The 24,038-nt window shown below is 73.8% G+C and carries 21 protein-coding genes and 1 pseudogene; 7 read left to right on the top strand and 15 right to left on the bottom strand.

Annotated elements, in window-relative coordinates:
• Positions 1 to 175 precede the first annotated feature (175 nt).
• Positions 176 to 1,318, bottom strand: coding sequence for a glycerate kinase (locus ABZ659_RS30005; protein ID WP_360225978.1), 1,143 nt, complete (start codon positions 1,316 to 1,318; stop codon positions 176 to 178).
• 132 nt (positions 1,319 to 1,450) lie between these two features.
• Positions 1,451 to 2,200, bottom strand: coding sequence for a Sir2 family NAD-dependent protein deacetylase (locus ABZ659_RS30000; RefSeq protein WP_360225966.1), 750 nt, complete (start codon positions 2,198 to 2,200; stop codon positions 1,451 to 1,453).
• A gap of 81 nt (positions 2,201 to 2,281) precedes the next feature.
• Here ABZ659_RS30000 and ABZ659_RS29995 point away from each other — a divergent pair, with 81 nt between their 5' ends.
• Positions 2,282 to 2,482 carry a DUF2191 domain-containing protein gene (locus ABZ659_RS29995; RefSeq protein WP_360225963.1) on the top strand — a complete coding sequence of 67 codons (201 nt, stop codon included), beginning with the start codon at positions 2,282 to 2,284 and terminating at the stop codon, positions 2,480 to 2,482.
• A 3-nt stretch (positions 2,483 to 2,485) separates the two neighbouring features.
• Here ABZ659_RS29995 and ABZ659_RS29990 read toward each other — a convergent pair whose 3' ends face one another.
• Both ABZ659_RS29990 and ABZ659_RS29985 read right to left on the bottom strand, forming a co-directional pair.
• Positions 2,486 to 2,977 carry an NUDIX hydrolase gene (locus ABZ659_RS29990; RefSeq protein ID WP_360225960.1) on the bottom strand — a complete coding sequence of 164 codons (492 nt, stop codon included), beginning with the start codon at positions 2,975 to 2,977 and terminating at the stop codon, positions 2,486 to 2,488.
• Between the two features lie 27 nt (positions 2,978 to 3,004).
• Complete coding sequence (locus tag ABZ659_RS29985) at positions 3,005 to 3,742, bottom strand: NAD(P)H-binding protein (RefSeq protein ID WP_360225957.1); 738 nt, start codon at positions 3,740 to 3,742, stop codon at positions 3,005 to 3,007.
• A gap of 76 nt (positions 3,743 to 3,818) precedes the next feature.
• Between ABZ659_RS29985 and ABZ659_RS29980 the strand changes: the two genes are divergently transcribed.
• Entirely contained in the window at positions 3,819 to 4,505 is a 687-nt protein-coding gene (locus ABZ659_RS29980) for a TetR/AcrR family transcriptional regulator (RefSeq protein ID WP_360225954.1), read from the top strand.
• 8 nt (positions 4,506 to 4,513) lie between these two features.
• Here ABZ659_RS29980 and ABZ659_RS29975 read toward each other — a convergent pair whose 3' ends face one another.
• The 3 genes from ABZ659_RS29975 to ABZ659_RS29965 all read right to left on the bottom strand — a co-directional run bounded on the left by ABZ659_RS29975 (position 4,514) and on the right by ABZ659_RS29965 (position 8,485).
• A complete protein-coding gene (locus ABZ659_RS29975; RefSeq protein WP_360225951.1) occupies positions 4,514 to 5,002 on the bottom strand; it encodes a methylated-DNA--[protein]-cysteine S-methyltransferase in 489 nt (162 codons plus the stop codon).
• A gap of 8 nt (positions 5,003 to 5,010) precedes the next feature.
• The gene (locus ABZ659_RS29970; protein WP_360225975.1) at positions 5,011 to 6,483 is read right to left on the bottom strand and encodes an AlkA N-terminal domain-containing protein; all 1,473 of its coding nucleotides are present in this window, start codon (positions 6,481 to 6,483) and stop codon (positions 5,011 to 5,013) included.
• A gap of 61 nt (positions 6,484 to 6,544) precedes the next feature.
• On the bottom strand, positions 6,545 to 8,485 hold the full coding sequence (locus ABZ659_RS29965; protein ID WP_360225948.1) for a heavy metal translocating P-type ATPase: 1,941 nt from the start codon (positions 8,483 to 8,485) through the stop codon (positions 6,545 to 6,547).
• Positions 8,486 to 8,542: 57 nt separating this feature from the next.
• Between ABZ659_RS29965 and ABZ659_RS29960 the strand changes: the two genes are divergently transcribed.
• Positions 8,543 to 8,914 carry a metalloregulator ArsR/SmtB family transcription factor gene (locus ABZ659_RS29960; RefSeq protein WP_360225945.1) on the top strand — a complete coding sequence of 124 codons (372 nt, stop codon included), beginning with the start codon at positions 8,543 to 8,545 and terminating at the stop codon, positions 8,912 to 8,914.
• Positions 8,915 to 9,148: 234 nt separating this feature from the next.
• Here ABZ659_RS29960 and lpdA read toward each other — a convergent pair whose 3' ends face one another.
• From lpdA to ABZ659_RS29940, 4 genes are all read right to left on the bottom strand, one after another.
• A complete protein-coding gene (lpdA, locus tag ABZ659_RS29955) occupies positions 9,149 to 10,570 on the bottom strand; it encodes a dihydrolipoyl dehydrogenase (protein ID WP_360225942.1) in 1,422 nt (473 codons plus the stop codon).
• A 126-nt stretch (positions 10,571 to 10,696) separates the two neighbouring features.
• Positions 10,697 to 11,026, bottom strand: a complete 330-nt coding sequence (locus ABZ659_RS29950; RefSeq protein WP_360225939.1) for a DUF6343 family protein — start codon at positions 11,024 to 11,026, stop codon at positions 10,697 to 10,699.
• Positions 11,027 to 11,046: 20 nt separating this feature from the next.
• A complete protein-coding gene (locus tag ABZ659_RS29945; RefSeq protein ID WP_360225936.1) occupies positions 11,047 to 11,472 on the bottom strand; it encodes a CBS domain-containing protein in 426 nt (141 codons plus the stop codon).
• Positions 11,473 to 11,550: 78 nt separating this feature from the next.
• Positions 11,551 to 15,483 (bottom strand): glycoside hydrolase family 2 TIM barrel-domain containing protein, encoded by a 3,933-nt coding sequence (locus ABZ659_RS29940; RefSeq protein WP_360225933.1) that lies wholly within the window; start codon positions 15,481 to 15,483, stop codon positions 11,551 to 11,553.
• 363 nt (positions 15,484 to 15,846) lie between these two features.
• Between ABZ659_RS29940 and ABZ659_RS29935 the strand changes: the two genes are divergently transcribed.
• From ABZ659_RS29935 to ABZ659_RS29925, 3 genes are all read left to right on the top strand, one after another.
• Positions 15,847 to 16,524 (top strand): lytic polysaccharide monooxygenase, encoded by a 678-nt coding sequence (locus ABZ659_RS29935; RefSeq protein WP_360225930.1) that lies wholly within the window; start codon positions 15,847 to 15,849, stop codon positions 16,522 to 16,524.
• Positions 16,525 to 16,631: 107 nt separating this feature from the next.
• Complete coding sequence (locus ABZ659_RS29930) at positions 16,632 to 17,246, top strand: ABATE domain-containing protein (RefSeq protein WP_360225928.1); 615 nt, start codon at positions 16,632 to 16,634, stop codon at positions 17,244 to 17,246.
• Between the two features lie 147 nt (positions 17,247 to 17,393).
• Positions 17,394 to 17,516, top strand: coding sequence for a hypothetical protein (locus tag ABZ659_RS29925; protein ID WP_360225927.1), 123 nt, complete (start codon positions 17,394 to 17,396; stop codon positions 17,514 to 17,516).
• Positions 17,517 to 17,671: 155 nt separating this feature from the next.
• Here ABZ659_RS29925 and ABZ659_RS29920 read toward each other — a convergent pair.
• The 4 genes and pseudogenes from ABZ659_RS29920 to ABZ659_RS29905 all read right to left on the bottom strand — a co-directional run.
• Positions 17,672 to 17,929: pseudogene (locus ABZ659_RS29920) on the bottom strand (macro domain-containing protein); the annotation flags it as partial.
• Between the two features lie 41 nt (positions 17,930 to 17,970).
• Complete coding sequence (locus tag ABZ659_RS29915; protein WP_360225924.1) at positions 17,971 to 19,380, bottom strand: NAD(P)/FAD-dependent oxidoreductase; 1,410 nt, start codon at positions 19,378 to 19,380, stop codon at positions 17,971 to 17,973.
• A gap of 162 nt (positions 19,381 to 19,542) precedes the next feature.
• Positions 19,543 to 20,385, bottom strand: coding sequence for an inositol monophosphatase family protein (locus ABZ659_RS29910; RefSeq protein ID WP_360225921.1), 843 nt, complete (start codon positions 20,383 to 20,385; stop codon positions 19,543 to 19,545).
• 202 nt (positions 20,386 to 20,587) lie between these two features.
• Positions 20,588 to 22,417 (bottom strand): gamma-glutamyltransferase, encoded by a 1,830-nt coding sequence (locus ABZ659_RS29905; protein ID WP_360225918.1) that lies wholly within the window; start codon positions 22,415 to 22,417, stop codon positions 20,588 to 20,590.
• Between the two features lie 244 nt (positions 22,418 to 22,661).
• Between ABZ659_RS29905 and ABZ659_RS29900 the strand changes: the two genes are divergently transcribed.
• Positions 22,662 to 23,831: a hypothetical protein gene (locus ABZ659_RS29900; protein ID WP_360225915.1), complete on the top strand. Its 1,170-nt coding sequence runs from the start codon at positions 22,662 to 22,664 to the stop codon at positions 23,829 to 23,831.
• Positions 23,832 to 24,038: the final 207 nt, after the last annotated feature.

The raw sequence follows: 24,038 nt of genomic DNA, 5'->3' as shown, positions 1-24,038 counted from the left end.
GCCCCGAACCCACGGTTGGGTTCGGGGCCCGCTGCCGTCGCTCATGCCCGTCCGGCTGCTTTCCGCCCGTCCGGCGTTTGAGGACGAGGCCCTTTCGGGGCCGATGAGGGGTCCGGGGGCGCAGCCCCCGGGGACGGGAACGGGTAGGGGCGGCGGGGGCGAAAACTCCAGGGCCTCAGCCCAGGAAGTCCCGCGCGATCCCCTCAGCCACCCGCTCCAGAATCGGCCCCGCGTCCGCGATGCACCGCGCCACATCCGGCTCGACGTCGGTCAACGGATAAGCCCGCCGGATCCCCGCCCGCCCAAGCGCCTCCGGCGCCAGCGCCAGCCGCCCACACACCGCGACGACCTCCTTGCCCGCCGCCCGCGCCGCCGCCGCGACCCCGGCGGGAGCCTTCCCGTGCAGGGTCTGCTCGTCAAGCGACCCCTCCCCGGTGATCACCAGCTCCGCCCGCTCCAGCGCGGAGGCGAACCCGAGAACGGCGAGCATCACCTCGATCCCCGGCCGGAACCGCGCCCCGACCAGCAGCGCCCCGTACCCGATCCCGCCCGCGGCCCCGGCCCCCGGCGCGAGGGCGTACTCGGCGGCCCGCGCCCCGAGCCCGCCGCTCGCCTCCAGCACGGCGGCGAAGTGCGCGAGCGCCGCGTCCAGCGCGGCGACGTCGTCGGGCGAGGCCCCCTTCTGCGGCCCGTACACGGCGGGCGCGCCCTTCGGCCCGGTCAGCGGGTTGTCGACGTCGCTGGCGAGCACCAGCTCCACCCCGGCCAGCCGGGGGTCGAGCCCGGACAGGTCGGCGGAGACCAGCTCGGCCAGCCCCCCGCCTCCCGGCGGCACGGGCTCCCCCGCGCCGTCCAGGAAGCGCGCCCCGAGCGCGGACAGCATCCCCGCGCCCCCGTCGGTCGTCGCGCTCCCGCCGACGCCGAAGACGATGGTCCGGGCACCGGCGTCCAACGCGGCGCGCAGCAGCTCACCGGAGCCGTAGGTGGACGCGGTCAGCGGCGCGAAGACCCCGGTGGGGAGCCGCTGCAGACCGCTGGCCTCGGCCATCTCGACGACGGCGGTGCCGTCCCGCAGCGCGAACGCCGCGTCGACCTCGCCGCCGAGCGGCCCGGCGACCCGTACCTCCCGCCGCTCGAACCCGGCGGCGACCGCGGCGGCCACGGTCCCGTCGCCGCCGTCGGCCACCGGCAGCGCGGTGACCTCGGTCTCCGGCGCGACCCGGCGCAACCCGGCCGCGACGCGCCGCGCGACCTCCACGGCGGTCAGCGAGCCCTTGAACTTGTCCGCGGCGATGAGCACCCTGCGTGCCCCGTCCACTGCGTCCGCCACCTGGCATTCCCCTTGCTCTCCGGGCCCCGCGCACGTCAAGCACGTCAAGGCAGTCGCGCCGCAGCGACCCTAACCGGAGCGCGCCCCCGCCGTCATGCCCCTGCCCAGCCCGTGGAACGGTCAGTCGGACACGGCCCCGGCACCCTCCGTCGTGAGCTGTCGCAGCAGCGCGGGCAGCGCCGTCCCGATCGGTTCCCTGATCACCTCGTCGGCGAGGTCGTCGTACGGCGTCGGCTCGGCGTTGACGATGACCAGCCGGGCGCCGTGGTCGGCGGCGACCCCGGCGAGCCCGGCGGCGGGCTGCACCTGGAGGCTGGTGCCCACGGCGACGAAGACCTGGCACGCCTGGGAGATGGCGACGGCGTCGCCGAGGACGACCGGGTCGAGGCGCTCGCCGAACATCACCGTCGCGGGCTTGAGGATGCCGCCGCACTCCAGGCACGCCGGGTCGTCCTCCCCCGCGTCCACCCGCGCGAGGGCGTCCACCATGGTGCTCCGGGCGTGGCACCGGGTGCAGACCACGCCCCGTGCGCTGCCGTGCAGTTCGAGGACCTTGCGGGCGGGCATCCCGGCGAGCTGGTGCAGCCCGTCCACGTTCTGCGTGATCACCCGCACCGGTACCCCGGCCCGCTCCAGCTCGGCCACCGCCCGGTGCGCGGCGTTGGGCTCGGCCGCCAGGGCGCCTTGCTGACGCCGCAGCCGCCAGGACCGGCGCCGGATCTCCGGGTCTCCCATGTAGGGCTCGTACGTCACGAGCTTCTCGGCCTCGGGGTCCTGCCGCCACAGCCCGTTGGGCCCGCGGTAGTCGGGGATCCCGGAGTCGGTGGAGATACCGGCACCGCTGAGGATGGCGACCATGGGCTTCTTCATGTCGCCGAGGGTAGGACGGGGCACAAAGACGTCGCGAACGGATCATCACACCCATGTGGATCTCGGTGCTAGGGTCCGCCCATGGCAAAGGTCTCCGTCTCCCTCGATGCCCATCTCGTCGTGGAAGTCATGGTGCTCTCCGGCGTCGGCAACCCGCAGGACGCCGTCGAGTTGGTCGTGCGCGACTACATCGAGCGCGGCCACCGCACCGAGGCGCGAGTCGCGCAGCGCGACGAGGAGCTGCGCGCGGTGGAGCTGAAGCCACGGGACGTGGAGGGCTGAGCGTCAGCCGACGCGGTAGCCGTCCTCCAGTTCCACCGTGCCCGCGCCGGAGTCCACGGCGTCCAGGGCCGCCACGACGCGGCGGCCCAGCGCGCCCGGCAGGTGGGCGGGCAGGTCGGCGCGGGGAACGAGGCGCCAGGAGAGCAGTTCCTCCTCCTGGAGGCGGATGGACGCGAGGTCGTCCGCGCCGAGCACCCCGCCGTCGTAGACGTAGGCCACCACGGGCGGCCGTCCGGGGCCCGGCACCCAGTCCACCGCGAGCAGGCGCCCCAGTTCGACGTCCAGGCCGATCTCCTCGGCCGTCTCACGGCGCGCGCCCTGCCGTGGGGTCTCACCGTCGTCGGACTCGACGACGCCGCCCGGCAGCGCCCAGCCCTCGCGGTAGTTGGGGTCGACGAGCAGTACCCGGCCCTCGGTGTCGCGGAACAGCGCGGCGGCACCGGCGAGGACGCGCGGCAGACTGGCGATGTACGTGGCGTAATCCAGGGTCGTCACCCTGGAAGGGTAACCAGCGCGGCCGAACTACCCCGCCGACTTGGGCGGATCCACGCTTTCGTGGCGAGCGGACGTGTGCGCGAGCGCGCTGGGGGTGAGGCGGCCGACGATCGCCGGGGCCTCCCGGACGAGGGTGTCGTCGGTGAGCGCCGCCACCATGAACAGCGCGAAGTCGACACGGCGGGTGCGGTTGCTGGCCAGCACCGGGTCGCCCACGTGGCGGCTCCACACGGGCAGGCCCTGGCTCCCGCCCTCCTCCAGGCTGCTGCCGCGCACCACGGTCCACCGGGTGTCGCTGGCGAACACCCTCCGGCACGCCTCCACCTGGTCGTCGATCTCGACGGCGCGCGCCAGCCGGCCCAGCACGGCGGCGATCCGGACGGCCGTGGTGAACCACCACGCGTACCGGTCCTCGCCGTCCCGGGTGATGTGCCAGCCGCAGGAGAACACCAGCCGGGCGCCCGGCGGCGCGTGGTCGAGCACCGCCTGCGCCGTGCCCGACGCGTACTGCCGTACCCCCCACGGGACCAGCACCGTCAGCACCCCGTCGCACCCCGCGACGGCCCGCCGGACCACCTCGGGGTCGTCGGTGTCCCCGGGGACGACGGTGATCCGCCCCTCGAACCCGGCCAGCTTCGGCACGCTGCGCTCCCGGCACACCCCGACCACCTCGTAGCCCCGGTCCAGCGCGTGCCGGACCATGTACTGCCCGAGCTTCCCCGACGCCCCGATGACGCAGATCTTCCGCACCGTGTCCCCCTCCACCCTGTCAACCTTATGTTGTAAGGCACGCTAGCCTTATGCCGTAAGGCGGTCAAGGCGGCGGAGAGGGAGGGCGCGGATGCCCGAGCAGGGCAAGGGACGGCGGCGTACGACCGCGCGTCCCCCACTGAGCCGGGAACGGGTGATCCGTACGGCGGTGGAGGTGGCGGACGAGAAGGGCTCGGCCGCCGCGCTCACCATGCGGGCCGTCGCCCAGCGGCTGGGGGTGGAGGCGATGTCCCTCTACCACCATGTGGCGGGCCGGGAGGACATCCTCGACGGCATGGTGGACGCGGTGTTCGCCGAGATCGACCTGCCGCCGCGCGACGGGGACTGGAAGAGCGCCATGCGCCACCGCGCCGAGTCGGCACGGGCGGCCCTGCGCCGCCACCCGTGGGCCGTCGGACTGATGGACTCCCGTGCCCAGCCCGGCCCGGCGACCCTGCGCCACCACGACGCGGTCCTCGGCAGCCTGCGCGGCTCGGGCTTCTCCGTCCCGATGGCCGCGCACGCCGTCTCACTGATCGACAGCTATCTGTACGGCTTCGTCCTGCAGGAGCTGAGCCTGCCCTTCACCGGTGAGGCGGAGCTGCGCGAGGTCGCCGACGCCATGTTCCGCGCGGTGCCCCCCGACACCTACCCCCACCTCACCGAACTCGCCACCGAGCACGCCCTCAAGCCCGGTTACGACTACGCCGACGAGTTCACCTTCGGCCTCACCCTCATCCTCGACGCACTCGGTCCGGACGAGGCGCCGGGCACCTGAGCGGCGGGTCAGAACAGTGCCGTGCCCCGTTCGAAGTCCAGCAGGCGGCGCTTCCGCTCCAGGCCGCCGCCGTACCCGGTGAGGTCGCCGCTCGCGCCGACGACCCGGTGGCAGGGGACGACGATCCCGACGGGGTTGCGGCCGTTGGCGAGGCCCACGGCGCGGGAGGCGTGGGGGTTGCCGAGGTCGGCGGCCACCTCGCCGTAGGTGCGGGTCTCGCCGTAGGGGATCCTCTGGAGCGCGGCCCAGACGGTGCGCTGGAACGGGGTGCCGTGCAGGCGGAGTTCCAGGGTGAACTCCTTCAGGGCGCCCGCGAAGTACGCCTCCAGCTGCTCCTCCGCCTCCGCGAAGGGGGTGGTGGAGCGAGGGCCGAAGGTCTCCTCGGCGGGGCGGTGGCGCTGGTCGGTCATGTAGAGACCGCAGAGGGCCCCGTCGTCGGCGACCAGGGTCAGGGGGCCGTACGGGCTGTCGATGACCGTGTGCTGCTTCGTGTCCATGGAGCGTCCTATGCGGGGAGGAAGTTGATCGGGTGGCTGTCCGTCGCCCACAGGTACTGGACCGCGTACGCCCGCCAGGGCCGCCACGACGACGCCCGTGCCGTCAGGGCCACCGGGGTGGCGGGCAGGCCCAGGTCCCGGGCGGCGCGGCGGACGCCGAGGTCGGTGGGGAGGAAGGCGTCCGGGTCGCCGAGGGCGCGCATGGCGATGACGTCGGCGGTCCAGGGGCCGAAGCCGGGGAGGGCGAGGAGCCGGGCGCGGGTCTCGGGCCAGTCGCTCTCGACGCCCAGGCGGAGGGTGCCGGAGGCGAGGTGGGCGATCAGGGTCGTCAGGGTGGCGCGGCGGGACTTCGGCATGGCCAGGCCCTCCGGGTCCACCGCCGCCAACGCCTCCGTCGACGGGAAGAGGTGGGTCAGCCCGCCCTCCGGGTCGGCGACGGGTTCGCCGTGCGCGGTGACCAGGCGGGCCGCGTGGGTGCGGGCGGCGGCCGTGGAGACCTGTTGGCCCAGCACCGCCCGGACCGCGAACTCGGCCTCGTCGACGGTGCGCGGGACCCGGCGCCCGGGCGCCTTGTCGACCAGCGGGGCGAGCAGCGGGTCGGTGCGCAACTGGTCGTCGGTGGCGGTCGGGTCGGCGTCCAGGTCCAGCATCCTGCGGCAGCGGCTGCCGGCGACCGGCAGGTCCCGCAGGTCGGTGAGGGTGAGGCGGCAGGCGATGTGGTCCGGGTACGGGGTGAGCGCCGCGATGCCGTGGCCATAGGGGAGGCGCAGGGTGCGGCGGTAGGCGCCGTCCCGCCACTCCTCCACGCCGGGGACGGCGGTCGCCGCCAGGTGCCCGAAGAGGTTGTCCGGGTTGAGGGGGGCGCGGAAGGGGAGCCGCAGGGCCAGGGTGCCGCCCGTGCCGGTCACGGGGGCGTCGCGCGGGGCGCGGGCGCGCAGGGCGGTCGGCGTCAGGGCGTAGACCTCCCGCACGGTGTCGTTGAAGGCGCGGATCGACGCGAATCCGGCCGCGAAGGCGATCTCCGCCATCGGCAGTGCCGTCGTCTCGATGAGCAGCCGCGCGGTCTGGGCGCGCTGGGCGCGGGCCAGGGCGAGCGGGCCCGCGCCCAGCTCGGCCAGGAGCTGGCGCTCGATCTGCCGGGCGCTGTAGCCGAGGCGGGCGGCGAGACCGGGAACGCCCTCGCGGTCCACGGTGCCGTCGGCGATCAGCCGCATCGCGCGGGCCACGACGTCGGCCCGGTGGTTCCACTCGGGCGAGCCGGGGCTGGTGTCCGGGCGGCAGCGCTTGCAGGCCCGGAACCCGGCCTGCTGGCAGGCCGCGGCGCTCGGGTGGAACACCATGTTCCGCGGCTTCGGCGCGACCACCGGGCAGCTGGGCCGGCAGTAGATGCCGGTCGTCAGGACGGCCGTGTAGAACCAGCCGTCGAAGCGGGCGTCCTTGGACTGGACGGCGCGCACGCAGCGCTCGGTGTCGGTGTGCATCCCCTGGTGCATGTGTCCAGCATCGGGGACGCGTCCGCGCCGGGCTGGCGGGAATCCGACATCAGCCTCCCGTGGGCTGCGCCGCCGCCGGTCGCCACGCCGACTCCCGCAGCAGCCGCAGCCCGTTCAGGCCCACCAGGACCGTCGAGCCCTCGTGGCCCGCGACGCCGAGCGGGAGGGGCAGGTGTCCAGCGAGGTCCCAGACGACGAGGACGGTGATGAAGGTGCCCGCGATGACCAGGTTCTGTACGACCAGGCGGCGGGCGGTGCGGGAGAGGCGGACCACTGCGGGGACGGCGGTGAGGTCGTCGCGGACGACGACGGCGTCCGCGGTCTCCAGCGCGAGGTCGCTGCCCGCGCGGCCCATGGCGAGACCGGAGTGCGCGGCGGCCAGGGCGGGGGCGTCGTTGACGCCGTCCCCGACGAACAGGACCTTCCGGCCGGAGCGTTCCAGGTCCCGTACGGCGTTCACCTTGTCCTCGGGGAGGAGGCCCGCGCGGACGTCGGTGATGCCGGTGGCCCCGGCGACCAGGGTGGCGGTGCGGGCGTTGTCGCCGGTGAGGAGGGTGGGGGCGGCGCCGGTGAGGGCGGTCAGGGCGGCGGTGGTCGCGGGGGCGTCGGGGCGGAGGCGGTCGGTGAGGGCGAGGGTGCCGACGGGGGTGCCGTCGCGGGTGACCTCGACGACGGTGGCGGCGTCGGGCGCGGGGTGGGGGGAGCGGCCCACGGTCACCCGGTGTCCGGCGACGGTGGCGGTGACGCCCTGGCCGGGGGTGGCGGCGAAGTCCTGGGCGGTGGGCAGGGGGAGGCCGCGGGTGCCGGCGGCGGTCACGACGGCGCGGGCCAGCGGGTGCTCGCTGGGATGCTCGGCCGCGGCGGCGAGCGTGAGCAGGCCGTCCGCGTCCAGACCGGAGCCGGGCAGCGGGCGTACGTCGGTCACCTCGGGGACGCCCTCGGTGAGGGTGCCGGTCTTGTCGAGGGCGACGGTGTCGATCTCGCCGAGGCGTTCCATGGCGACGGCCGACTTGACCAGGACGCCGTGCCGTCCGGCGTTGGCGATGGCCGAGAGGAGCGGCGGCATGGTGGCGAGGACGACCGCGCACGGCGAGGCGACGATCATGAAGGTCATGGCGCGCGGCAGGGCCGCGGTGAGGTCCGCGCCGAAGGCGAGCGGGACGCCGAAGACCGCGAGGGTGGCGAGGACGATGCCGACGGCGTAGCGCTGTTCGACCTTCTCGATGAACAGCTGGGTCGGGGCCTTGGTGCGGGACGCCTCCGCGACCAGGGTGACGATGCGGGCGATGACGGAGTCGGCGGGGTCGCGGTCGACGCGGACGCGCAGCGCCCCGGTGCCGTTGAGGGTCCCGGCGAAGACCTCGTCGCCGGGGCGCTTCACGACGGGGAGGGGTTCGCCGGTGATGGTCGCCTCGTCGGCCTCGCTGGTGCCGTCGAGGACGGTGCCGTCGGCGCCGATCCGCTCGCCGGGGCGGATCAGCAGGGTGTCGCCGGTGGCGAGGTCGGCGGTGGGGACCGTCTCCTCGGCGCCGTCGGGTGTGACGCGGGTGGCGGTGGTGGGGGCGAGGTCGAGCAGGCCGCGCACGGAGTCGGCGGTGCGGGCGGTGGCGAGGGCCTCCAGGGCGCCGGAGGTGGCGAAGATGACGATCAGCAGGGCGCCGTCCAGGACCTGCCCGATCGCGGCGGCGCCCAGCGCGGCGACGATCATCAGCAGGTCGACGTCGAGGGTCTTCTCGCGCAGCGCGCGCAGCCCCTCGAGGGCGGGCTCCCAGCCACCGGTCCCGTAGGCGACCGCGTACAGGAGCCCGGAGGCCCACACGGGTGCGCCGCCGAGGTCGAGGGCGAGTCCGAGCAGGAAGGCCACCAGCGCCGCGAGCGCCCAGCGGGCCTCGGGCAGGGCGAGGATCCGGGTACGGCGGCGGGGGGCCTCCGGCACGGTGCGGGCGGGGGCCGGGCGAGGGGTGAGGGTCGCTGACACGGCAGCCACCATACAGGAACACATGAAGAGTCATTCATGCGTTCATATGTGACCGGTACGATACCGGTCATGGGTCACGGAGCCGCCACCGCAGCGCAGGACACCGCCGGGCGCCTACGCCTGGACGAGGGCAACGTCGCCAAGGTGGCGACCACCCTCCAGGCCCTGTCCACCCCGTCCCGGCTGCTGATCCTCGCCCGGCTGCGGGAAGGCCCGCTGCCCGCCACCGAGTTGGCGGCGGAGGTCGGCATGGAGCAGTCGGCCTGCTCCCACCAACTGCGTCTGCTGCGCAACCTCGGCCTGGTGGTCGGCGAGCGGCGCGGCCGGTCCGTCGTCTACGCGCTGCACGACGACCACGTCGCCGGACTCCTCGACCAGGCCGTCTACCACGTGGAGCACCTCCGCCTGGGCATCAGCGACACGGCGGAGGAGCGTCCGTAGTCCGTCGTGGGCCGCCAGGGCGTGGGGCGAGAGTCCCGCCTGCCGCCCGACGCCCGGCACGCCCGCCCTCTCGCCGCTGCCGGGCGGAAGCCCCCGCGCCACCCGTACGAGGGCTTCCGCCCGGCACGCCGGGAGCACGCTCCCCCAAGCTCTCGGCTCCGCTCGGGCGGGGGGACCCCCATGACGCCGCTCGGCCCGCCCCGCGGGCGGACGGCGGGACCTCCGCAACACCCCCTAGAAGTTGATCATGTGGCCCGCGAGCCCGTGCACCGCTTCCTTCACCGCCTCGCTCAGCGTCGGATGGGCGTGCACGTTGCGGGCGACCTCGTGCACGGTGAGGTCCCACTGCTGGGCCAGGGTCAGCTCCGGCAGCAGTTCGGTGACGTCCGGGCCGATCAGATGGCCGCCCAGCAGCTCGCCGTACCGGCCGTCGCTGATCAGCTTGACGAAGCCGGTGGCGTCACCGAGGCCGTGCGCCTTGCCGTTGGCGGTGAACGGGAACTTGGCCACCTGGACGTCGTGGCCCCGCTCGCGCGCCTGGGCCTCGGTGTAGCCGAAGCTGGCGATCTGCGGCTGGCAGAAGGTGGCACGCGGGATCATCGCGTAGTCCAGCTCCATCGTCTCGGCGTCCGCGATCGTCTCCGCCGCGACGACACCCATCGCCTCGGCCGCGTGCGCGAGCATCAGCTTCGCGGTGACGTCGCCGATGGCGTAGATGTGCGGCACGGAGGTACGGCAGCGGCCGTCCACGTCGATCGCGCCGCGTTCGGTGACCCGTACGCCGGTGTTCTCCAGGCCGTAGCCGGTGACGTTCGGCGCGAAGCCGATCGCCTGGAGCACCTTGTCGGCCTCCAGTACCTGCTGCGAGCCGTCCTTCGCGGTGACCGTGACCCGCACCTGGGGGCCGGACTCGTCGATCGCGTCGACGCGGGTCGAGGTGAGGACGTCGATGCCGAGGCGGCGGTACTGCTTCGCCAGCTCCGTCGAGACCTCGGCGTCCTCCAGCGGCGCCATCCGGTCCAGGAACTCGACGATGGTCACCTTCACGCCGTAGTTGTGCAGCACGTACGCGAACTCGACGCCGATCGCCCCGGCGCCCGCGATGACGATCGACCGCGGCAGGTCCTCGGCGAGGATCTGCTCCTCGTACGTCACGACGCGGGCGCTGCGCTTGGTGCCGGGCAGCAGTTTCGGCGTGGCGCCGGTGGCGATGACGCAGTGGTCGAAGCCGATGGTGCGGGTGGAGCCGTCGTAACCGGCCACCTGGAGGGCGCGCGGGCCGAGGAAGGTGCCGCGGCCGTCGAACTCCGTGATCTTGTTCTTCTTCATCAGGTAGTGGACGCCCTTGACCCGGCCGTCCGCGACCTTGCGGCTGCGCCGGAACGCCTCGCCGTAGTCGAAGGTGATCGGGCTGTCGGAGCGGATGCCGAAGGTCTTCGCCTCGCGGGTGACGAGGTGCGCGAGTTCGGCGTTGCGCAGCAGGGCCTTGGTGGGGATGCAGCCGACGTTCAGACAGACGCCGCCCCAGTACTTCTCCTCCACCACCGCGACCCGTTTGCCCAGCTGGGCGGCGCGGATGGCGGCGACATAGCCGCCGGGGCCCGCCCCGAGGACCACGACGTCGAAGTGCTCGTCCTGCTCGTCCTGCTCATCCATGCGTTGCGGTCCCTTTCGGTACGGCCGGAGCGTGCGTTCCGTCGTGTTCCCCACGGCGCACCAGGGATTCTTTCGCTCCGGCGCGTTCCCCGCCACACCGCGACGGCACGCACAGCGCAAACGGCGCTATCGGCCCGGCGATCCGCGCTCCCGACTCATCCGGCGGAGGACGACCACCCCGTCCACGGCCGCGATCAGCGCGAGCACACCGCAGCCGACGGCCAGGCCGGTCAGCACCCCGCTGTCGGGTGAGTCGCCGGGGCCCGAGCGGGCCGCCCAGAAGGCGAAGCCGACCGTCGCCACGACGAAGAGCGGCAGGAAGAGGGCCGTGAGCAGCAGGCGCAGCCGCAGGTCGCTCTGCGCGGTGGCCGGTTCGGTGCCGGTGCGCGGGTGGCGGCGGCCGAACGCTCCGGAGCGGGAGCGGGGCACCGGGGGCCGCGGCGGGCGGGGGGACATACGGGTCTCGCCTCGGTCGTTCAGTGGTTCGGGGCGGCGCGGCTGATGTCCGCCAGGGCGGAGTGCGGGTCCTCGGTGGTGGCCAGGTCGCCCAGGCTGACCATGCCGACCGGGCAGCCGCCGTGCTCGACGACCGGGAGCCTGCGGACGGCGTACCGGCGCATCAGCGCGATCGCCCGGTCCGTGGTGTCGTCGGGGGCGAGGGTCACCACGGGCGGGCGGGTGCAGACGGAACCGACCGTGGTGACCGTCGGGTCGCGGCCCTCGGCCACGGCGCGCAACGTGATGTCACGGTCCGTGAGGACGCCGAAGAGGTCGCGGTCGTAGGCCACCAGGACCTCTCCGACGTCCTGCTCGCGCATCACCCGGGCGGCGCTCGCCACCGTCGTCATGGGTTCGACGGCGGCCGCCCCGGGCGACATCAGGTCACGTACATGCCGGGTCATGGGCGCCTCCCGTGCGCGAGCCGGGCCTGTCGCCTACGGAGTACCGCGTACGGCCCGCCGCACACACCGCCTACCGGGTCACACCTCCTCCGTGAGCCGGGTGGGGCGTCGGGCGAGGTCCCGTGCCGTGCGGAGGTCGGTGATCGGGCGGAGCCGGTAGGTGTAGGCGTAGTCGCGGTCGGCGAACAGCTTGTACGCGTCGTGGGTGTGCGCGCCCCAGCTGTTGTCGCCGCCGACGCCCATCTGCCGGTGGTTCAGCCGGAGCACGACCTCCTCGCGCGGGGTGAGCTGGTAGTCGTGGCGGGCGCCGAGGGAGAGGTCCTCCGGGGTGAAGTGCGAGGCGTTGACCTCCAGCGGGGGCCCGCCGGGCGGGGCGGACGCGAGCAGGCCGACGCCGTCGCGGCCGGTGAGGGCGATCCAGCGGACGTCGGTCTTGTTGCCGTTCTCCTGGGGACGGATGTAGGGGGTCCACTGCTCGGCGACCGTGCCGGAGTACCGGCCCACGTCGGTGCCGTTGTTGCGGTCCCAGTGGTTCTCCTCGGGGCCCCGGCCGTAGTAGTGCAGTCGGTCGAGCCGGGCCGGGAGGAGGAGCAGGGTGCCGACCTCGGGGAGGTAGGGGAGGGTGGCGGCACCCGGGTGCAGGGTGTGGTCGACCTCGATCTCGGCGTCGCCGAAGACGGTGTACGTCGTGCCGTACGTCGATGGCACGCTCGTCGGCAGCGTCCCGGCGACCGCGATCTCCACCGCCCGGTCCCCCAGCGCCCGCACCCGGACGTCCGTCACCTCGCGCCGGGCCCCGGCGTCCCGCCAGGTCTGGTTGCGGGTGTGCTGGCCGTTGCCCCGGTCGTTGTCGGTGGGCGCCCGCCAGAAGTTCGGGGCGGGCCCGGAGAGGAGCAGGCGGGCGCCCCCGGCCTCGTACGAGGTGATGACGCCCGTGCGTTTGTCGACGGTGACGGAGAAGTCCCGGCCGGTGACGGTGACGGCCGTGTCGCCGTCGTCGTAGGAGAGCGGCGGCACGTCGGCCAGCGGGGCGGGGCGGAGGGCCGGGCCCGGGAGGTCGAGGGGCAGCTGGTCGGCGGCCACCTCGAAACCGGCGTCCGCCCACGGGGTGGGCTCCCTGGTGGTGAAGGAGAGCCGCAGGTGGAACTCCGTGCCGGGCGCGGGGTCGGCGGGCGGGCGTACGGGCAGGGTGATGTCCTTGCTGGTCAGCGGCGGCAGGTCCAGCTGGTCGCGGGTGAGCCTGCCGCGCCGCACCACCTCGCCGTCGGCGGACAGCGTCCAACCGCCGTCGAGCTCGCGGAGGTTGGTGAAGAGGTACTCGTTGGTGAGGGTGACGGTGACCGCGCCGGGCCCGCCGCCGGAGGCGAGGGCGGCGTGGACCGCCTGGTAGACGCGCTTGACCTCCGCCGCCTTGCCGGTGTGCCGCCGGTCGGCGGTGACGATGCCGTCCGCGCCGAAGTTGCCGTCGTTGGGGTTGTCGCCCCAGTCGCCGCCGTAGGAGAGGAACGTCCGCTCGCGGGGCCGCCGCTCGGTGACGTCGACGGTGGCGGCGTCGAACCAGAACCGCACGCCCTCGTCGTCGGGACCCCGGCCCTCGTCCGCCAGTTCGGCGGCGGTCAGCGCGCGGGCGTGGACGCGGGCCCGCCGGATGGTGCCGCTGAACTCGCGGCTGGGGTTGTCGGCGTCGGTGCCGAGGGCGAGCGGCGCCGTGTTGACGGACGGCCGCCTGGTGGTCGTCCGGGTGGCGCGCACCGTGCCGTCCACCCACAGCGCCAGGGTGCCCGCCGCCGCGTCGAAGACGCCCGCGACATGGTGCTCGGCACCGGTCCAGCCGTCGCCGGGGAGCGACCAGTTCACGCTGGTCCACTGCCCGCTGTCGTAGAGGAAGAACTCAAGGCTGTCGTTGGTCTGCTTGAGGGCGTACTGCGTGTCGCCCTTGGCGACGATGGGCTGGTGGTAGCCGGTCACCCGCGGGGTGATCCAGGCTTCCAGGGTGAGCGAGCCGGTGAGGTCGAGGCCGGGGTCGCGGGCGAAGACCGTACCGCCGGACAGCCCGTGGTCGCGGTCGAAGGTGCCGCTCGGGGCGAGGACCTCCCCGCGCAGCCCGAGCGGCCCGGACTCGGTGAACCGGGTGCGCGCGGGGGTGGGCCAGGTCAGCGCCTGGTCCATGAAGTCCCAGATCCAGCCGCCCTGGAGCACGTCGTGGCGGCGTACGACGTCCCAGTACTCCTTGAAGTTGCCGTTGGAGTTCCCCATCGCGTGGGAGTACTCGACCATCACGTACGGCCGGGTGTCGGCGGTGTCCCGCGCGCGCTGCTCGACGCGGGCGGGGCTGTCGTACATCTCGGAGCGGATGTCGCTGACGCCGGGCCGGTCGTCGCCCTCGTACTGGATGACGCGGGTGGTGTCGTAGGAGCGGATCCAGTCGTGCATGGCGGTGAACGTGCTGCCGCCGCCCGCCTCGTTGCCGAGGGACCAGATGACGACGCTGGCGTGGTTCTTGTCGCGGTGGACCATGTTCCGCGCGCGGGCCACGCACGCCGCGGTCCAGTCGGCGTGGTCGCCGGGGAACTCGCCGCGGATGCCGTGGGTCTCCAGGTTGGTCTCGTCGACGAGGTACAGCCCGTACTCGTCGGCGAGTTCCAGCCACAGCGGGTTGTCCGGGTAGTGCGAGGTGCGGACGGAGTTCATGTTCATCCGCTTGATGATCCTGATGTCCTCGACCATGTCGGCGCGGGTGAGCGCGGTGCCGCGGTCGGGGTGCATCTCGTGCCGGTTGGTACCGCGGAGCGACACCGGCTGGCCGTTGATGCGCATCAGCCCGTCCCGCAGGGCGAACTCCCGCAGGCCGACGCGGTGCGAGAGGGTCTCGACCACCTTCCCGGCCGGGTCGCGCAGACGCAGGACGGCGGTGTAGAGGGTGGGGTGCTCGGCCGACCAGAGGCGGGGGCCGGGGACGGGTCTGGCGGCCTGGACGGTGGCGTCCTCGCCGGTGGGGGCGGTGTCGACGTGCTGGCGCAGGGGACGTGACCAGACGGCGTGGCCCTGGTCGTCGTACAGCATGGTGTCGACGGTGTACCGGCCCCCGTCGCCCGCGTACGACCGCACGGTGGCCGTCACCGACAGCTCCGCCGCGGTGTGGTCGGCGCTCAGCGGGGTGTCCAGTCGGAAGTCCCGCAGGCGTACCGGCGGCGTGGAGTACAGGTAGACCGAGCGGAAGATGCCGCTCAGCCGGATCATGTCCTGGTCCTCCAGCCAGTCGCCGTCGGAGTAGCGGTAGACCTCGACGGCGATCTGGTTGGTGCCGGGGCTGAGATGGTCGGTGATGTCGTACTCGGCGGGTGTGAAGGAGTCCTCGCTGTAGCCGACGAGGTGGCCGTTGATCCACACGTAGTGCGCCGACTTGACGCCCTCGAAGTGCAGGAACGTCCGCCGTCCCGCCCAGTCGCGCGGGACGGTGAAGGTACGGCGGTACTGGCCGACGGGGTTGTAGCGGGTCGGCGCGGCGGGCGGGCGGGGCTCCTCGCCGAGGCCGTTGGGGCCCCAGTAGGGGTAGGTGATGTTGACGTAGACCGGGAAGTCGTAGCCGTGCAGCTGCCAGACGGACGGCACGGGGAGGGTGTCCCAGTCGCCGTCGTCGACGTCGGTGCGGTGGAAGTCGGGGTCGCGGTCGTCGGGGCGGTCGGCGTAGGCGAACTTCCAGGTGCCGTCGAGGCTCAGCCGGTACGGGGAGCGGGTGCGGTCGGCGGCGAGGGCCTGGTCGAGGTCGGCGTACGGCATGAGCGTGGTGTGCGGGGGTTCGGTGCCGACCTCGAAGAGGGCGATGTCGCCGTTCCACTCGGGGGTGCCCGGTGCCTGCGGCAGGCCGAGGGGGCGGGCCGTGGCGGACGACGGGGCGGACAGGGCCAGGGCGCCGAGGACGGCGGCCCCTCCTTCGAGGAGCCTGCGGCGACTGACGGCGGGACGCTCGGTGGGGGTGGCGTGGGGGCGCGGGGGGTGCGGGTGCGGCATGACCGTGTCCTTCCTTGGACGAACAGTGCGCTGCACGGGCTGAGAGCGGCTCAGCTCACAGACGGCCCACCCTAGAACTCCGATCACAAACGAATCAATTACCCCGTCGGACTTTGTTCGGTCCTGGGGAACCAGACTCGGAGGTCCGCTCCGCGCCCCCGTGGCCATTGCGCCACGGAGGCATGAAAGTGGCGCGATCGAACGTTGCGGAGCTGTCTCGCGGGGCGCAGATTGAAGAAATGGGAGCGCTCCCAATCGGATGCGTCCCGCCTCTCCCCTGCTCCACCGTGCCCGCACCCCTACTCCCCCCACCCCCCACCCTCTCCCCCTACACCCCCACGTCTGACGAAGGAGACCCTGACCATGCCTTGGCATGATCACGACAAGACCAGGTCGCGCCGCTCACGGCTGTCCCTCGCCTTCAGTGGACTCGTCGCCCTGCTGCTCTGCATGATCCCGTGGAGCGGCACCGCCGTGGCCCACGGCTCGGTCATCGACCCGGCGTCCCGCAACTACGGCTGCTGGCTGCGCTGGGGCAGCGACTTCCAGAACCCGGCGATGGCACAGCAAGACCCCATGTGCTGGCAGGCGTGGCAGGACGACCCCAACGCCATGTGGAACTGGAACGGCCTGTACCGCAACGGCTCCGCGGGCAACTTCCAGGCGGTCGTCCCCAACGGCCAGCTGTGCAGCGGGGGCCACACGGAGAGCGGCCGGTACGACTCGATGGACGCCGTGGGCGCGTGGAAGACCACGGACATCTCCAGCGACTTCACCATCCAGCTCCACGACCAGGCGAGCCACGGCGCGGACTACTTCCTGGTGTACGTCACCCGCCAGGGCTTCGACCCCACCACCCAGCCGCTGACCTGGAACGACCTCCAGCTGGTCACCCGCACCGGCCGTTACGGGCCGAGCCAGAACTACTCGATCCCGGTGAGCACCTCGGGGCTGAGCGGACGGCACGTCGTCTACACGATCTGGCAGGCGTCGCACATGGACCAGACGTACTTCATCTGCAGCGACGTGAACTTCCGCTGACCCCCTGACCGCCCGCCGGAGTCCCGCCGGGGTGAGCACCCCGGCGGGACTCCGGCCCCGATGCCGGTCCGGGCTCACGGAAAACGCCTGGCAGTACCATGAACCGCATGAAGGAGGCCCCGCCCGCCGCGCCCGCCGACGACGTCCAGTCGGCCCCGCCGCCCGCGCCGGGCGCCGACCGACACCCTGCCCTGGACTTCGCCGACAGTACCGCGGCCCTGCCCGGTGGGCAGCGGTACGACGCCCTGGCCACCCCCGACGCCGCCCGGCGCTGGCTGCTCGCCCGCGACCTGATCTCCCCGGACGTCCGGATGTACGAGGTGTGCGCCGCGCGGTCCCGCACCCTGCGCGGCCATGTACGCGCCCTGTTCGCGGCCCGGGTCGAGGACCGGATGGCACCGGCCGAGTCGCTGCGCGCGGTGAACGAGGCGCTGACGCGCGTCCCGGCCGCCCCCCTGCTCACCTGGGACGAGACGGACGGCCCGCGCCGGGTGCAACAGCACCCGACCGACCAGGCCGTGGACCACGCCCTCGCGGCCCTCGCCGCCGACGCCGCCGACCTGCTCACCAGCCCGGACGCCACCCTCCTCGCCGCCTGCGGCGCGGCGCCGTGCGACCGGTTCCTGCTGCGCACCCACGGCCGCCGCCACTGGTGCTCGACGCGCTGCGGCGACCGGGTCCGGGCCGCCCGGGCGTACGCCCGCCGCAGCGGCACACCGTAGGGCCGCCACACCCTCCACCCCGACGCCACGCCGGGCTACCCCCTTCCCACCCTCACCCCCTTCTCACGAATAGGGTTGCCCATTTCCGTGAGAAGCGACTACCGTCTTTCACGGATAATCTGCTCCCTATCCGTGAGGGGTTCTGTCATGACGTCCGTGGCCTCAGCGTCCGCCACCCGTGCACCCGGTGAGCACTTCCCCGTCCACGTCTACGGCGGCCCCACCGCCCTCTTCGAGTACGGCGGTCTGCGCTTCCGTCGCCGCCCTTAGCCGCCGCCACCATTCGACGCCGCCGTCTGGAGCGCTGTCACGCCGCTCTGGCCGAGCCGACCTGCGCCACCGCACGACCGGTGAGACCGCCCCGCGCCGCGGGTTCCGTCACCCCGCGGACTTCAGCCGGGCCTTCCGCAGGGCGTACGGGCGTTCGCCGTGTGCACGGGGCCGACGGTGTGGATCACCCAGCGGGCGTCCAGCTCCCCGGCGGTGGTGGCGACGGCGCGGCCGGTGGGCAGGCCCTTGCCGTACCGCGAGGCGCGCAGCCGTCGGCAGTCCGCCAGGATGGCCGGGCCGCCGCGCCGGTGGATGGCGCCGTCCACGCCACCCCCGCCGAGCAGGGAGGAGTTGGCCGCGTTGACGATCGCGTCGGCGCTCTGCCGGGCGATGTCGCCCTGGACGAGCGTGATCGCGGTCGTGGGAGGTCCCTTCGTCCGTGCCCGCTCGCCGGTCAGGTCCGCCGCAGTCGCCGCCAGACCGCCTTCGCCGCGTTGTGCCCGGACATGCCGTGCACACCGGGGCCCGGCGGGGTGGCCGACGAGCAGATGAAGACGGCCGGGTGCGGGGTGGCGTACGGGAACAGGGACAGCCGGGGCCGCAGCACCGCTTGGAGGCCGCTGACCGCGCCGGAGGCGATGTCGCCGCCGACGTAGTTGGCGTTGCGGGCGGCGATCTCGGGCGGGCCCGCGGTGGCGCGGGCCAGGACCCGGTCGCGGAACCCCGGTGCGAAACGCTCCAGTTGGCGTTCGACGGCGTCGGTGAGGTCGCCGGTCCAGCCGTGCGGGACATGGCCGTACGCCCAGAAGACGTGCTGGCCCGCCGGGGCCCGGGAGGGGTCGACGACACTGGGCTGCACGGTGATGAGGAACGGCCGGTCGGGTGCGCGGCCCTCCCTGGACGCCGCGCGCAGCGCCGTGCCGATCTCCGCGCTGTCGGCGCCGATCTGCACGGTCCCGGCGCGGCGCGCGTCCTCGGCGGTCCAGGGCACCGGGCCGTCCAGCGCGTAGTCGATCTTGAAGACGCCGGGGCCGTACCGGTATCCGGCATAGGTGCTGCCGAGGCCCGCGATCCGGGCGAGGGCGGTGGGTGAGGTGTCGAAGACGTAGGCGCGGGCGGGCGGCAGGTCGTCGAGGCGTTTCACCTCGTAGTCGGTGTGGACGGTGCCGCCGAGGTCCCTGAGGTACCCGGTGAGCGCGTCGGAGAGGGACTGGGAGCCGCCGCGGGCCACGGGCCAGCCGCGGGCGTGCGCGGCGAGGGCGAAGACCAGGCCGATGGCGCCGGTGGCGAAGCCGGAGAGCGGGGCCATGACGTGGGCGACGAGCCCGGCGAAGAGGGTCTTGGCGGGTTCGTCGCGGAAGCGGCGGGTCAGCCAGGTCGACGGGGGCAGCCCGACGAGGCCGAAGCGGGCCAGGGTGACCGGGTCGCGGGGCAGCGCGGTAAGCGGCAGGGACATGAAGTCCCGGGCGAGGGTGTCCCACTTGGGCAGGAAGGGCTCGACCAGTCTGCGGTACGGGCCCGCGTCCCGGGGGCCGAAGGAGGCGGCCGTCTCGGCGACGGAGCGGGCCAGCACGGCGGCGGTGCCGTTCGCGAAGGGGTGTGCCATGGGCAGCTCGGGGTGCAGCCACTCCAGGCCGTACCGGTCCAGGGGCAGGGCGCGGAACGCCGGGGAGTTGATGCCGAGGGGGTGGGCGGCGGAGCAGGGGTCGTGCCGGAAGCCGGGGAGGGTCAGCTCCTCGGTGCGGGCGCCCCCTCCGACGGTGTCCCGCGCCTCGAAGACGGCCACGGAGAAGCCGCGGCGGGCCAGCTCCACGGCAGCGGTCAGTCCGTTCGGCCCCGCTCCCACCACGACCGCGTCGAGCATCGACGGCACCTCCGGACCCCTTCGTCTGCCGATGGCCACTGAACCTCAGGATATGCGGGGGCACTGACACCCGCGCCGGGCGGTGCGGCGTACCGCCGGGACCGGCACACCGGGCCGCCCAGTACGCGGGGCGCCGCGCACCGAAGGGCATCCGGCCCTGACTCAGCCGCCCGCCAGCAACCCCGCCACCCGGCGTGCCGTGGCCGTGTCGCGTGCCGCGGTGAAGGGCAGGGCGTTGCCGCCGGTGACGCGGAACGGCTGGCCCGCGCGGGTCAGGTGGGTGCCGCCCGCCTCCTGCACGAGGAGCAGGCCCGCCGCGTGGTCCCAGGCGGCCTCCCAGGAGAAGGCGACGGCGTCCAGGTCACCGCGGGCTACCGCGAGGTACTCGAGACCGGCGGATCCGCAGGGCCGTGGCGAGACGCCGTCCGTGCGCAGGGCCAGCAGCGCTCGCTTCTCCTCGTCGGTGGTGTAGTCCGGGTGGGAGGTGGCGATCCGCAGGTCACGGCCCGGGTCGGGCGATCCTGCGCGCAGCTGCCGCCCGTCGAGGAAGGCGCCCCGGCCCCGTGCGGCGGTGGCGAACCGGTCGTGGACGGGGGCGTACGTCCAGGAGCCGACGACGACTCCCCCGACGGCCAGGGCGACCAGCGTGCAGAAGCCCTCCTCGCCGCGCACGAACTGCCGCGTCCCGTCGACGGGGTCGACGATCCAGACCGGCGCCTCGCCGCGGACCGCCCCGTACGACGACGGGTTCGCGTGCACCGCCTCCTCGCCCACGACCACGGAGCCGGGCAGCAGGGCGCGCAGCGCCTCGGTGAGGTACAGCTCGGCGTTGCGGTCGGCGTCGGTCACCAGGTCGTGCGGACCGGTCTTCTCCTCGACCTCGTGCTGGGCCAGCTGTCGGAAGCGCGGCATGATCTCGGCCGCGGCGGCCTTGCGGACCGCTTCTTCCACGTCGGCCGAGTGCCGGGCGAGAAACTCGTCGATGGTTTCGTTGTCTTCGATCATGCCTCCATGAGAGCACGCCCCTCTGACAATCCCCGCCCGGCCGGTGCACTCCGGATGGAATCCGGATGAACGGGTCCGCGGGAGTCCGGACGAAACAGTCGGGCGGGAGTCCGGACGAACCAGTCGGGCGGGAGTCCCGGCGAACGGGCGGGGCGCGGCGGCCCGGCCCCGGCAGGCGCGTGCGGGCCGCGAGGGGTGCGGCTCAGCGGCCGACCGCGTACCCCTGCATCCCGCGCGGGTTCGCCGCCGCCGACAGCACGCCCGTGGCGGGGTCCCGGGCCACCACGCACAGCCGTCCCTCGGACCAGTCGTCACCCACGACGACGTGGTGGCCGCGGCGCCGCAGTTCCGCGACGACGGCCGGGTCCGCGCGCGCCTCGACGGTGACGCTGCCGGGGCGCGTCCCGCGCGGGTAGAACGAGCCGGGGAAGCTGTCGTTGTGCCAGTTCGGGGCGTCGACGGCACCCTGGAGGTCGTAGCCGCCGCGGACGCCGGAGCGCTGGACGACGTCCAGGAAGAAGTGCAGTTGCCACTGGTCCTGCTGGTCGCCGCCGGGCGTGCCGAAGGCCAGCACGGGCACGCCGTCGCGCAGGGCGATCGTCGGGGTGAGGGTGGTGCGGGGACGGCGGCCCGGGGTGAGGGAGTTCGGCAGCCCCTCCTCCAGCCAGGTCATCTGGAGGCGGGTGCCGAGCGGGAAGCCGAGTTCGGGCACGACCGGGTTGGACTGGAGCCAGCCTCCACTGGGGGTGGCGGCGACCATGTTGCCCCAGCGGTCCACGATGTCGATATGACAGGTGTCGCCACGGGTGGCGCCGTCGCCGGACACCTCGGGCTCTCCGGGCACGGGCGACCGTGGGCTCTTCGCGACGGTCGGCTCACCGACCCCCATCGGGCTGAACCCGGGCTCGTCGCTGGCCACCACGCGCGCGTGCGCACACAGCCGCGGGGTGCGCCCGCCGGGGCCACCCGGCCGCAGCTCATGGGAGGCCGTGTCACCGACGAGGGCGCGCCGTGCCGCGTTGTAGCCGTCCGACAGCAGCTCTTCCAGCGGTACGTCGGCGGCGTCGCCGTACCACGCCTCCCGGTCGGCCATGGCGAGCTTGCAGCCCTCCACCAGCAGGTGGACGTAGTCGGCGGAACCGTGCCGGGGCAGTTCGGGCGGGAGGAGCGCCAGTTGCTGGAGGAAGACGGGGCCCTGGCTCCAGGGGCCCGCCTTGCACACGGTCCAGCCGTTCCAGTCGTACGTCGCCGGGGCCTCGTAGGTCGCGGACCAGGTGGCGAGGTCGGCGGCGGTGAGGGTGCCGGTGTGGCGCTCACCGCTGGTGTCCAGGGTGGGCCGCCGGGACTGCCGTACCAGGGCCTCCGCTATGAAGCCGGTGCGCCACACCTCCCGCGCCGCCTCGATCCGCGCCTCCCGGCCGCCCGCCCCGGCGGTCTCGGCGAGCAGCCGCTTCCAGGTGGCGGCGAGGGCCGGGTTGCGCAGCAGCGTGCCGGGGCGCGGCGCGACACCGTCCACCAGGTAGACGTCCGCCGACGAGGTCCACTCGGTCTCGAACAGTTCCCGGACCGTCTCGACGGTCTGCCCGACGCGTTCCACGGGCGCGTGCCCGTCCTCGGCGTAACCGACGGCGTACTTCAGCACCTCGGCGAGGGACTTCGTGCCGTGGTCGCGCAGCAGCAGCATCCAGGCGTCGAAGGCGCCGGGCACGGCGGCGGCGAGCGGCCCGGTGCCGGGCACCAGCTCCAGGCCGAGCCCCTTGTAGTGCGCGACGGTCGCGCCCGCCGGTGCGACGCCCTGCCCGCACAGCACCCGCACCGGGCCGCCCGCCGGGGCGAGCAGGATCGGCACCTCCCCGCCCGGCCCGTTCAGGTGCGGCTCGACGACGTGCAGCACGAACGCCCCCGCCACGGCGGCGTCGTAGGCGTTGCCGCCGTCCTCCAGCACGGCCATCGCCGACTGGGACGCCAGCCAGTGCGTGGACGACACCATCCCGAAGGTGCCCTGGAGGGTGGGGCGGGTCGTGAACTGCATCTCTCACCTCGCTGTTCGCGCCGCGCGGGAGGCTCCCGCGAGGCCGGTGTGGCACGCGGCGCCGTCAGCGTCGCGCGCACTGGGCAGCGTACGGGGGCGGGTACGGCCTGGCCGCGGGCTGCCGCCAGGGGGTGTGGACGCCCCGGGGGCGAAGCGGTCGGGGGCTTCTGGCAGGGTGGTGCACCGGCGGCCGGCCCGGCACTTCGACGGAGGACGACACGAACGCCAAGGTGTGTCCGCGCGTATGAGCGGCGTACGGATCCTCGTGGACGCGGTGGTGGTCGCGTCGGCCCTCACGGCTCTCGCGGTCACCGGACGCGCCCTCGCACGCCGTCCCGCCGCCGTCGGCACCGCGGGCCGCCGCGTGGTCTCCCCCGCCGGGTGGCTGGTGCTGGTGACCGCGCTGGTCTACGTCAACCAGGTGCTGTTCACCGTGTACGTGCTGCGCGTGCGCGGCGGGGACCCGGCGTTCCTCGCGCGGTACCTGCCCGCCGGGTGGTTCGACCTGGCGTCGGGGCAGCCCGTCGTGCGGGCGCTCGCCGAGCACTGGCCGCTGCCCGGCTTGCTCGCGCCGAGCGTGCTGCGGGTGCAGGCGTTCCTGGAACTCCCCTTCGTGCTGCTGGCGTTCGCGACCGTCGTGCGGTGGCTGGACGCCGACCTGTACCGCCGGATCGCGCGCTCGGCCCTGCTGCCCGCCGCCTCGGCGTCGTACACGGCCGTGTTCTGCCTGGTGGAGTGGGACCTGCGGAACCCGTACACGGTCGACGACATCCTGATCCGCGTCCTCTCGGCCGTCCTCACCCCGCTGTTCCTCGCGTGGCTGGCTGCGCGGGACACCTCCACCTCGCGGGCACCGGCCTCGGTGCCGGGCCTGCTCGTGTTCATCGGCTCGCTGGGAGCGCTGGGCGCGCTGGTGCTGGTGGTGTACGACACCGCCCTGCTGTACAGCCTGGGCCGTCTGGACGACCGGCTGCCGCTGGCGCTGGTCGCGGCCGTCGCGCTGCTCGGGTTGCGGACGGCGGCCCCGCGGGTGTCCGGCGCGTCCTCGCCCACGCTGTCCTTCGTGGTGCACGCCCTGCGCCACTGGCTGCTGCTGTTCTTCGTGCCCGCCCTGGCGATCCGCTACGGCCTGCTGTTCGGCACCCCCCTGCTCGCCCTCGCGGTCGGCGCGCTGACGGCGGGGGTGGCCTGCGTACGGGCCGTCCGCGCGACGCCGGACGGGCCGCGGCTGGTCGTACGGCTGGGCGGCGCCGTCCTCGCGGGGGGACTGGCCGCCGCCCTGGCGGCGCGGGTGACGCCACCGTCGTACGCGGAAGTCACGCTGCTGGCGGCGATGGGCGCGTTCCTCGTCGTCGGGGTCGCGGTGTGCGGACTGCTCGACCGCGCCAGCGGGCTTCGAAACATTCGAGGTTGAGCTTCCAGGGATTTGATCTAGCGGTCGCCAGGCACTTCTTCGACTAGATCCTTTTATGGCAACTAGCAGCCCTGAGCTGCGTGTTTGCCTCATCACGATCACTCGCCCCGCACCCGCAAGTTTCGAAATAAGTACCGAAACCGTTGACACTTGACGGGGCCACACCAACACTGTCGCCGTTCGCACCGCGCAACCCGCACCCCCCAT

It is taken from the genome of Streptomyces sp. NPDC006997 (genome assembly GCF_040635175.1).
Lineage (GTDB): Bacteria > Actinomycetota > Actinomycetes > Streptomycetales > Streptomycetaceae > Streptomyces.
The sequence above is the reverse complement of the archived record's forward strand: the minus strand, read 5'-3'. Positions and strand labels throughout refer to the sequence as shown.

Coding starts and splice junctions, on each gene's coding strand:
- ABZ659_RS30000 (WP_360225966.1), bottom strand. CDS start 2,200: ATGAAGAAGCCCATGGTCGCCATCCTCAGCGGTGCCGGTATCTCCACC.
- ABZ659_RS29995 (WP_360225963.1), top strand. CDS start 2,282: ATGGCAAAGGTCTCCGTCTCCCTCGATGCCCATCTCGTCGTGGAAGTC.
- ABZ659_RS29980 (WP_360225954.1), top strand. CDS start 3,819: ATGCCCGAGCAGGGCAAGGGACGGCGGCGTACGACCGCGCGTCCCCCA.
- ABZ659_RS29975 (WP_360225951.1), bottom strand. CDS start 5,002: ATGGACACGAAGCAGCACACGGTCATCGACAGCCCGTACGGCCCCCTG.
- ABZ659_RS29970 (WP_360225975.1), bottom strand. CDS start 6,483: ATGCACACCGACACCGAGCGCTGCGTGCGCGCCGTCCAGTCCAAGGAC.
- ABZ659_RS29965 (WP_360225948.1), bottom strand. CDS start 8,485: ATGGTGGCTGCCGTGTCAGCGACCCTCACCCCTCGCCCGGCCCCCGCC.
- ABZ659_RS29960 (WP_360225945.1), top strand. CDS start 8,543: ATGGGTCACGGAGCCGCCACCGCAGCGCAGGACACCGCCGGGCGCCTA.
- lpdA (WP_360225942.1), bottom strand. CDS start 10,570: ATGGATGAGCAGGACGAGCAGGACGAGCACTTCGACGTCGTGGTCCTC.
- ABZ659_RS29950 (WP_360225939.1), bottom strand. CDS start 11,026: ATGTCCCCCCGCCCGCCGCGGCCCCCGGTGCCCCGCTCCCGCTCCGGA.
- ABZ659_RS29945 (WP_360225936.1), bottom strand. CDS start 11,472: ATGACCCGGCATGTACGTGACCTGATGTCGCCCGGGGCGGCCGCCGTC.
- ABZ659_RS29940 (WP_360225933.1), bottom strand. CDS start 15,483: ATGCCGCACCCGCACCCCCCGCGCCCCCACGCCACCCCCACCGAGCGT.
- ABZ659_RS29935 (WP_360225930.1), top strand. CDS start 15,847: ATGCCTTGGCATGATCACGACAAGACCAGGTCGCGCCGCTCACGGCTG.
- ABZ659_RS29930 (WP_360225928.1), top strand. CDS start 16,632: ATGAAGGAGGCCCCGCCCGCCGCGCCCGCCGACGACGTCCAGTCGGCC.
- ABZ659_RS29925 (WP_360225927.1), top strand. CDS start 17,394: ATGACGTCCGTGGCCTCAGCGTCCGCCACCCGTGCACCCGGTGAGCAC.
- ABZ659_RS29915 (WP_360225924.1), bottom strand. CDS start 19,380: ATGCTCGACGCGGTCGTGGTGGGAGCGGGGCCGAACGGACTGACCGCT.
- ABZ659_RS29910 (WP_360225921.1), bottom strand. CDS start 20,385: ATGATCGAAGACAACGAAACCATCGACGAGTTTCTCGCCCGGCACTCG.
- ABZ659_RS29905 (WP_360225918.1), bottom strand. CDS start 22,417: ATGCAGTTCACGACCCGCCCCACCCTCCAGGGCACCTTCGGGATGGTG.
- ABZ659_RS29900 (WP_360225915.1), top strand. CDS start 22,662: ATGAGCGGCGTACGGATCCTCGTGGACGCGGTGGTGGTCGCGTCGGCC.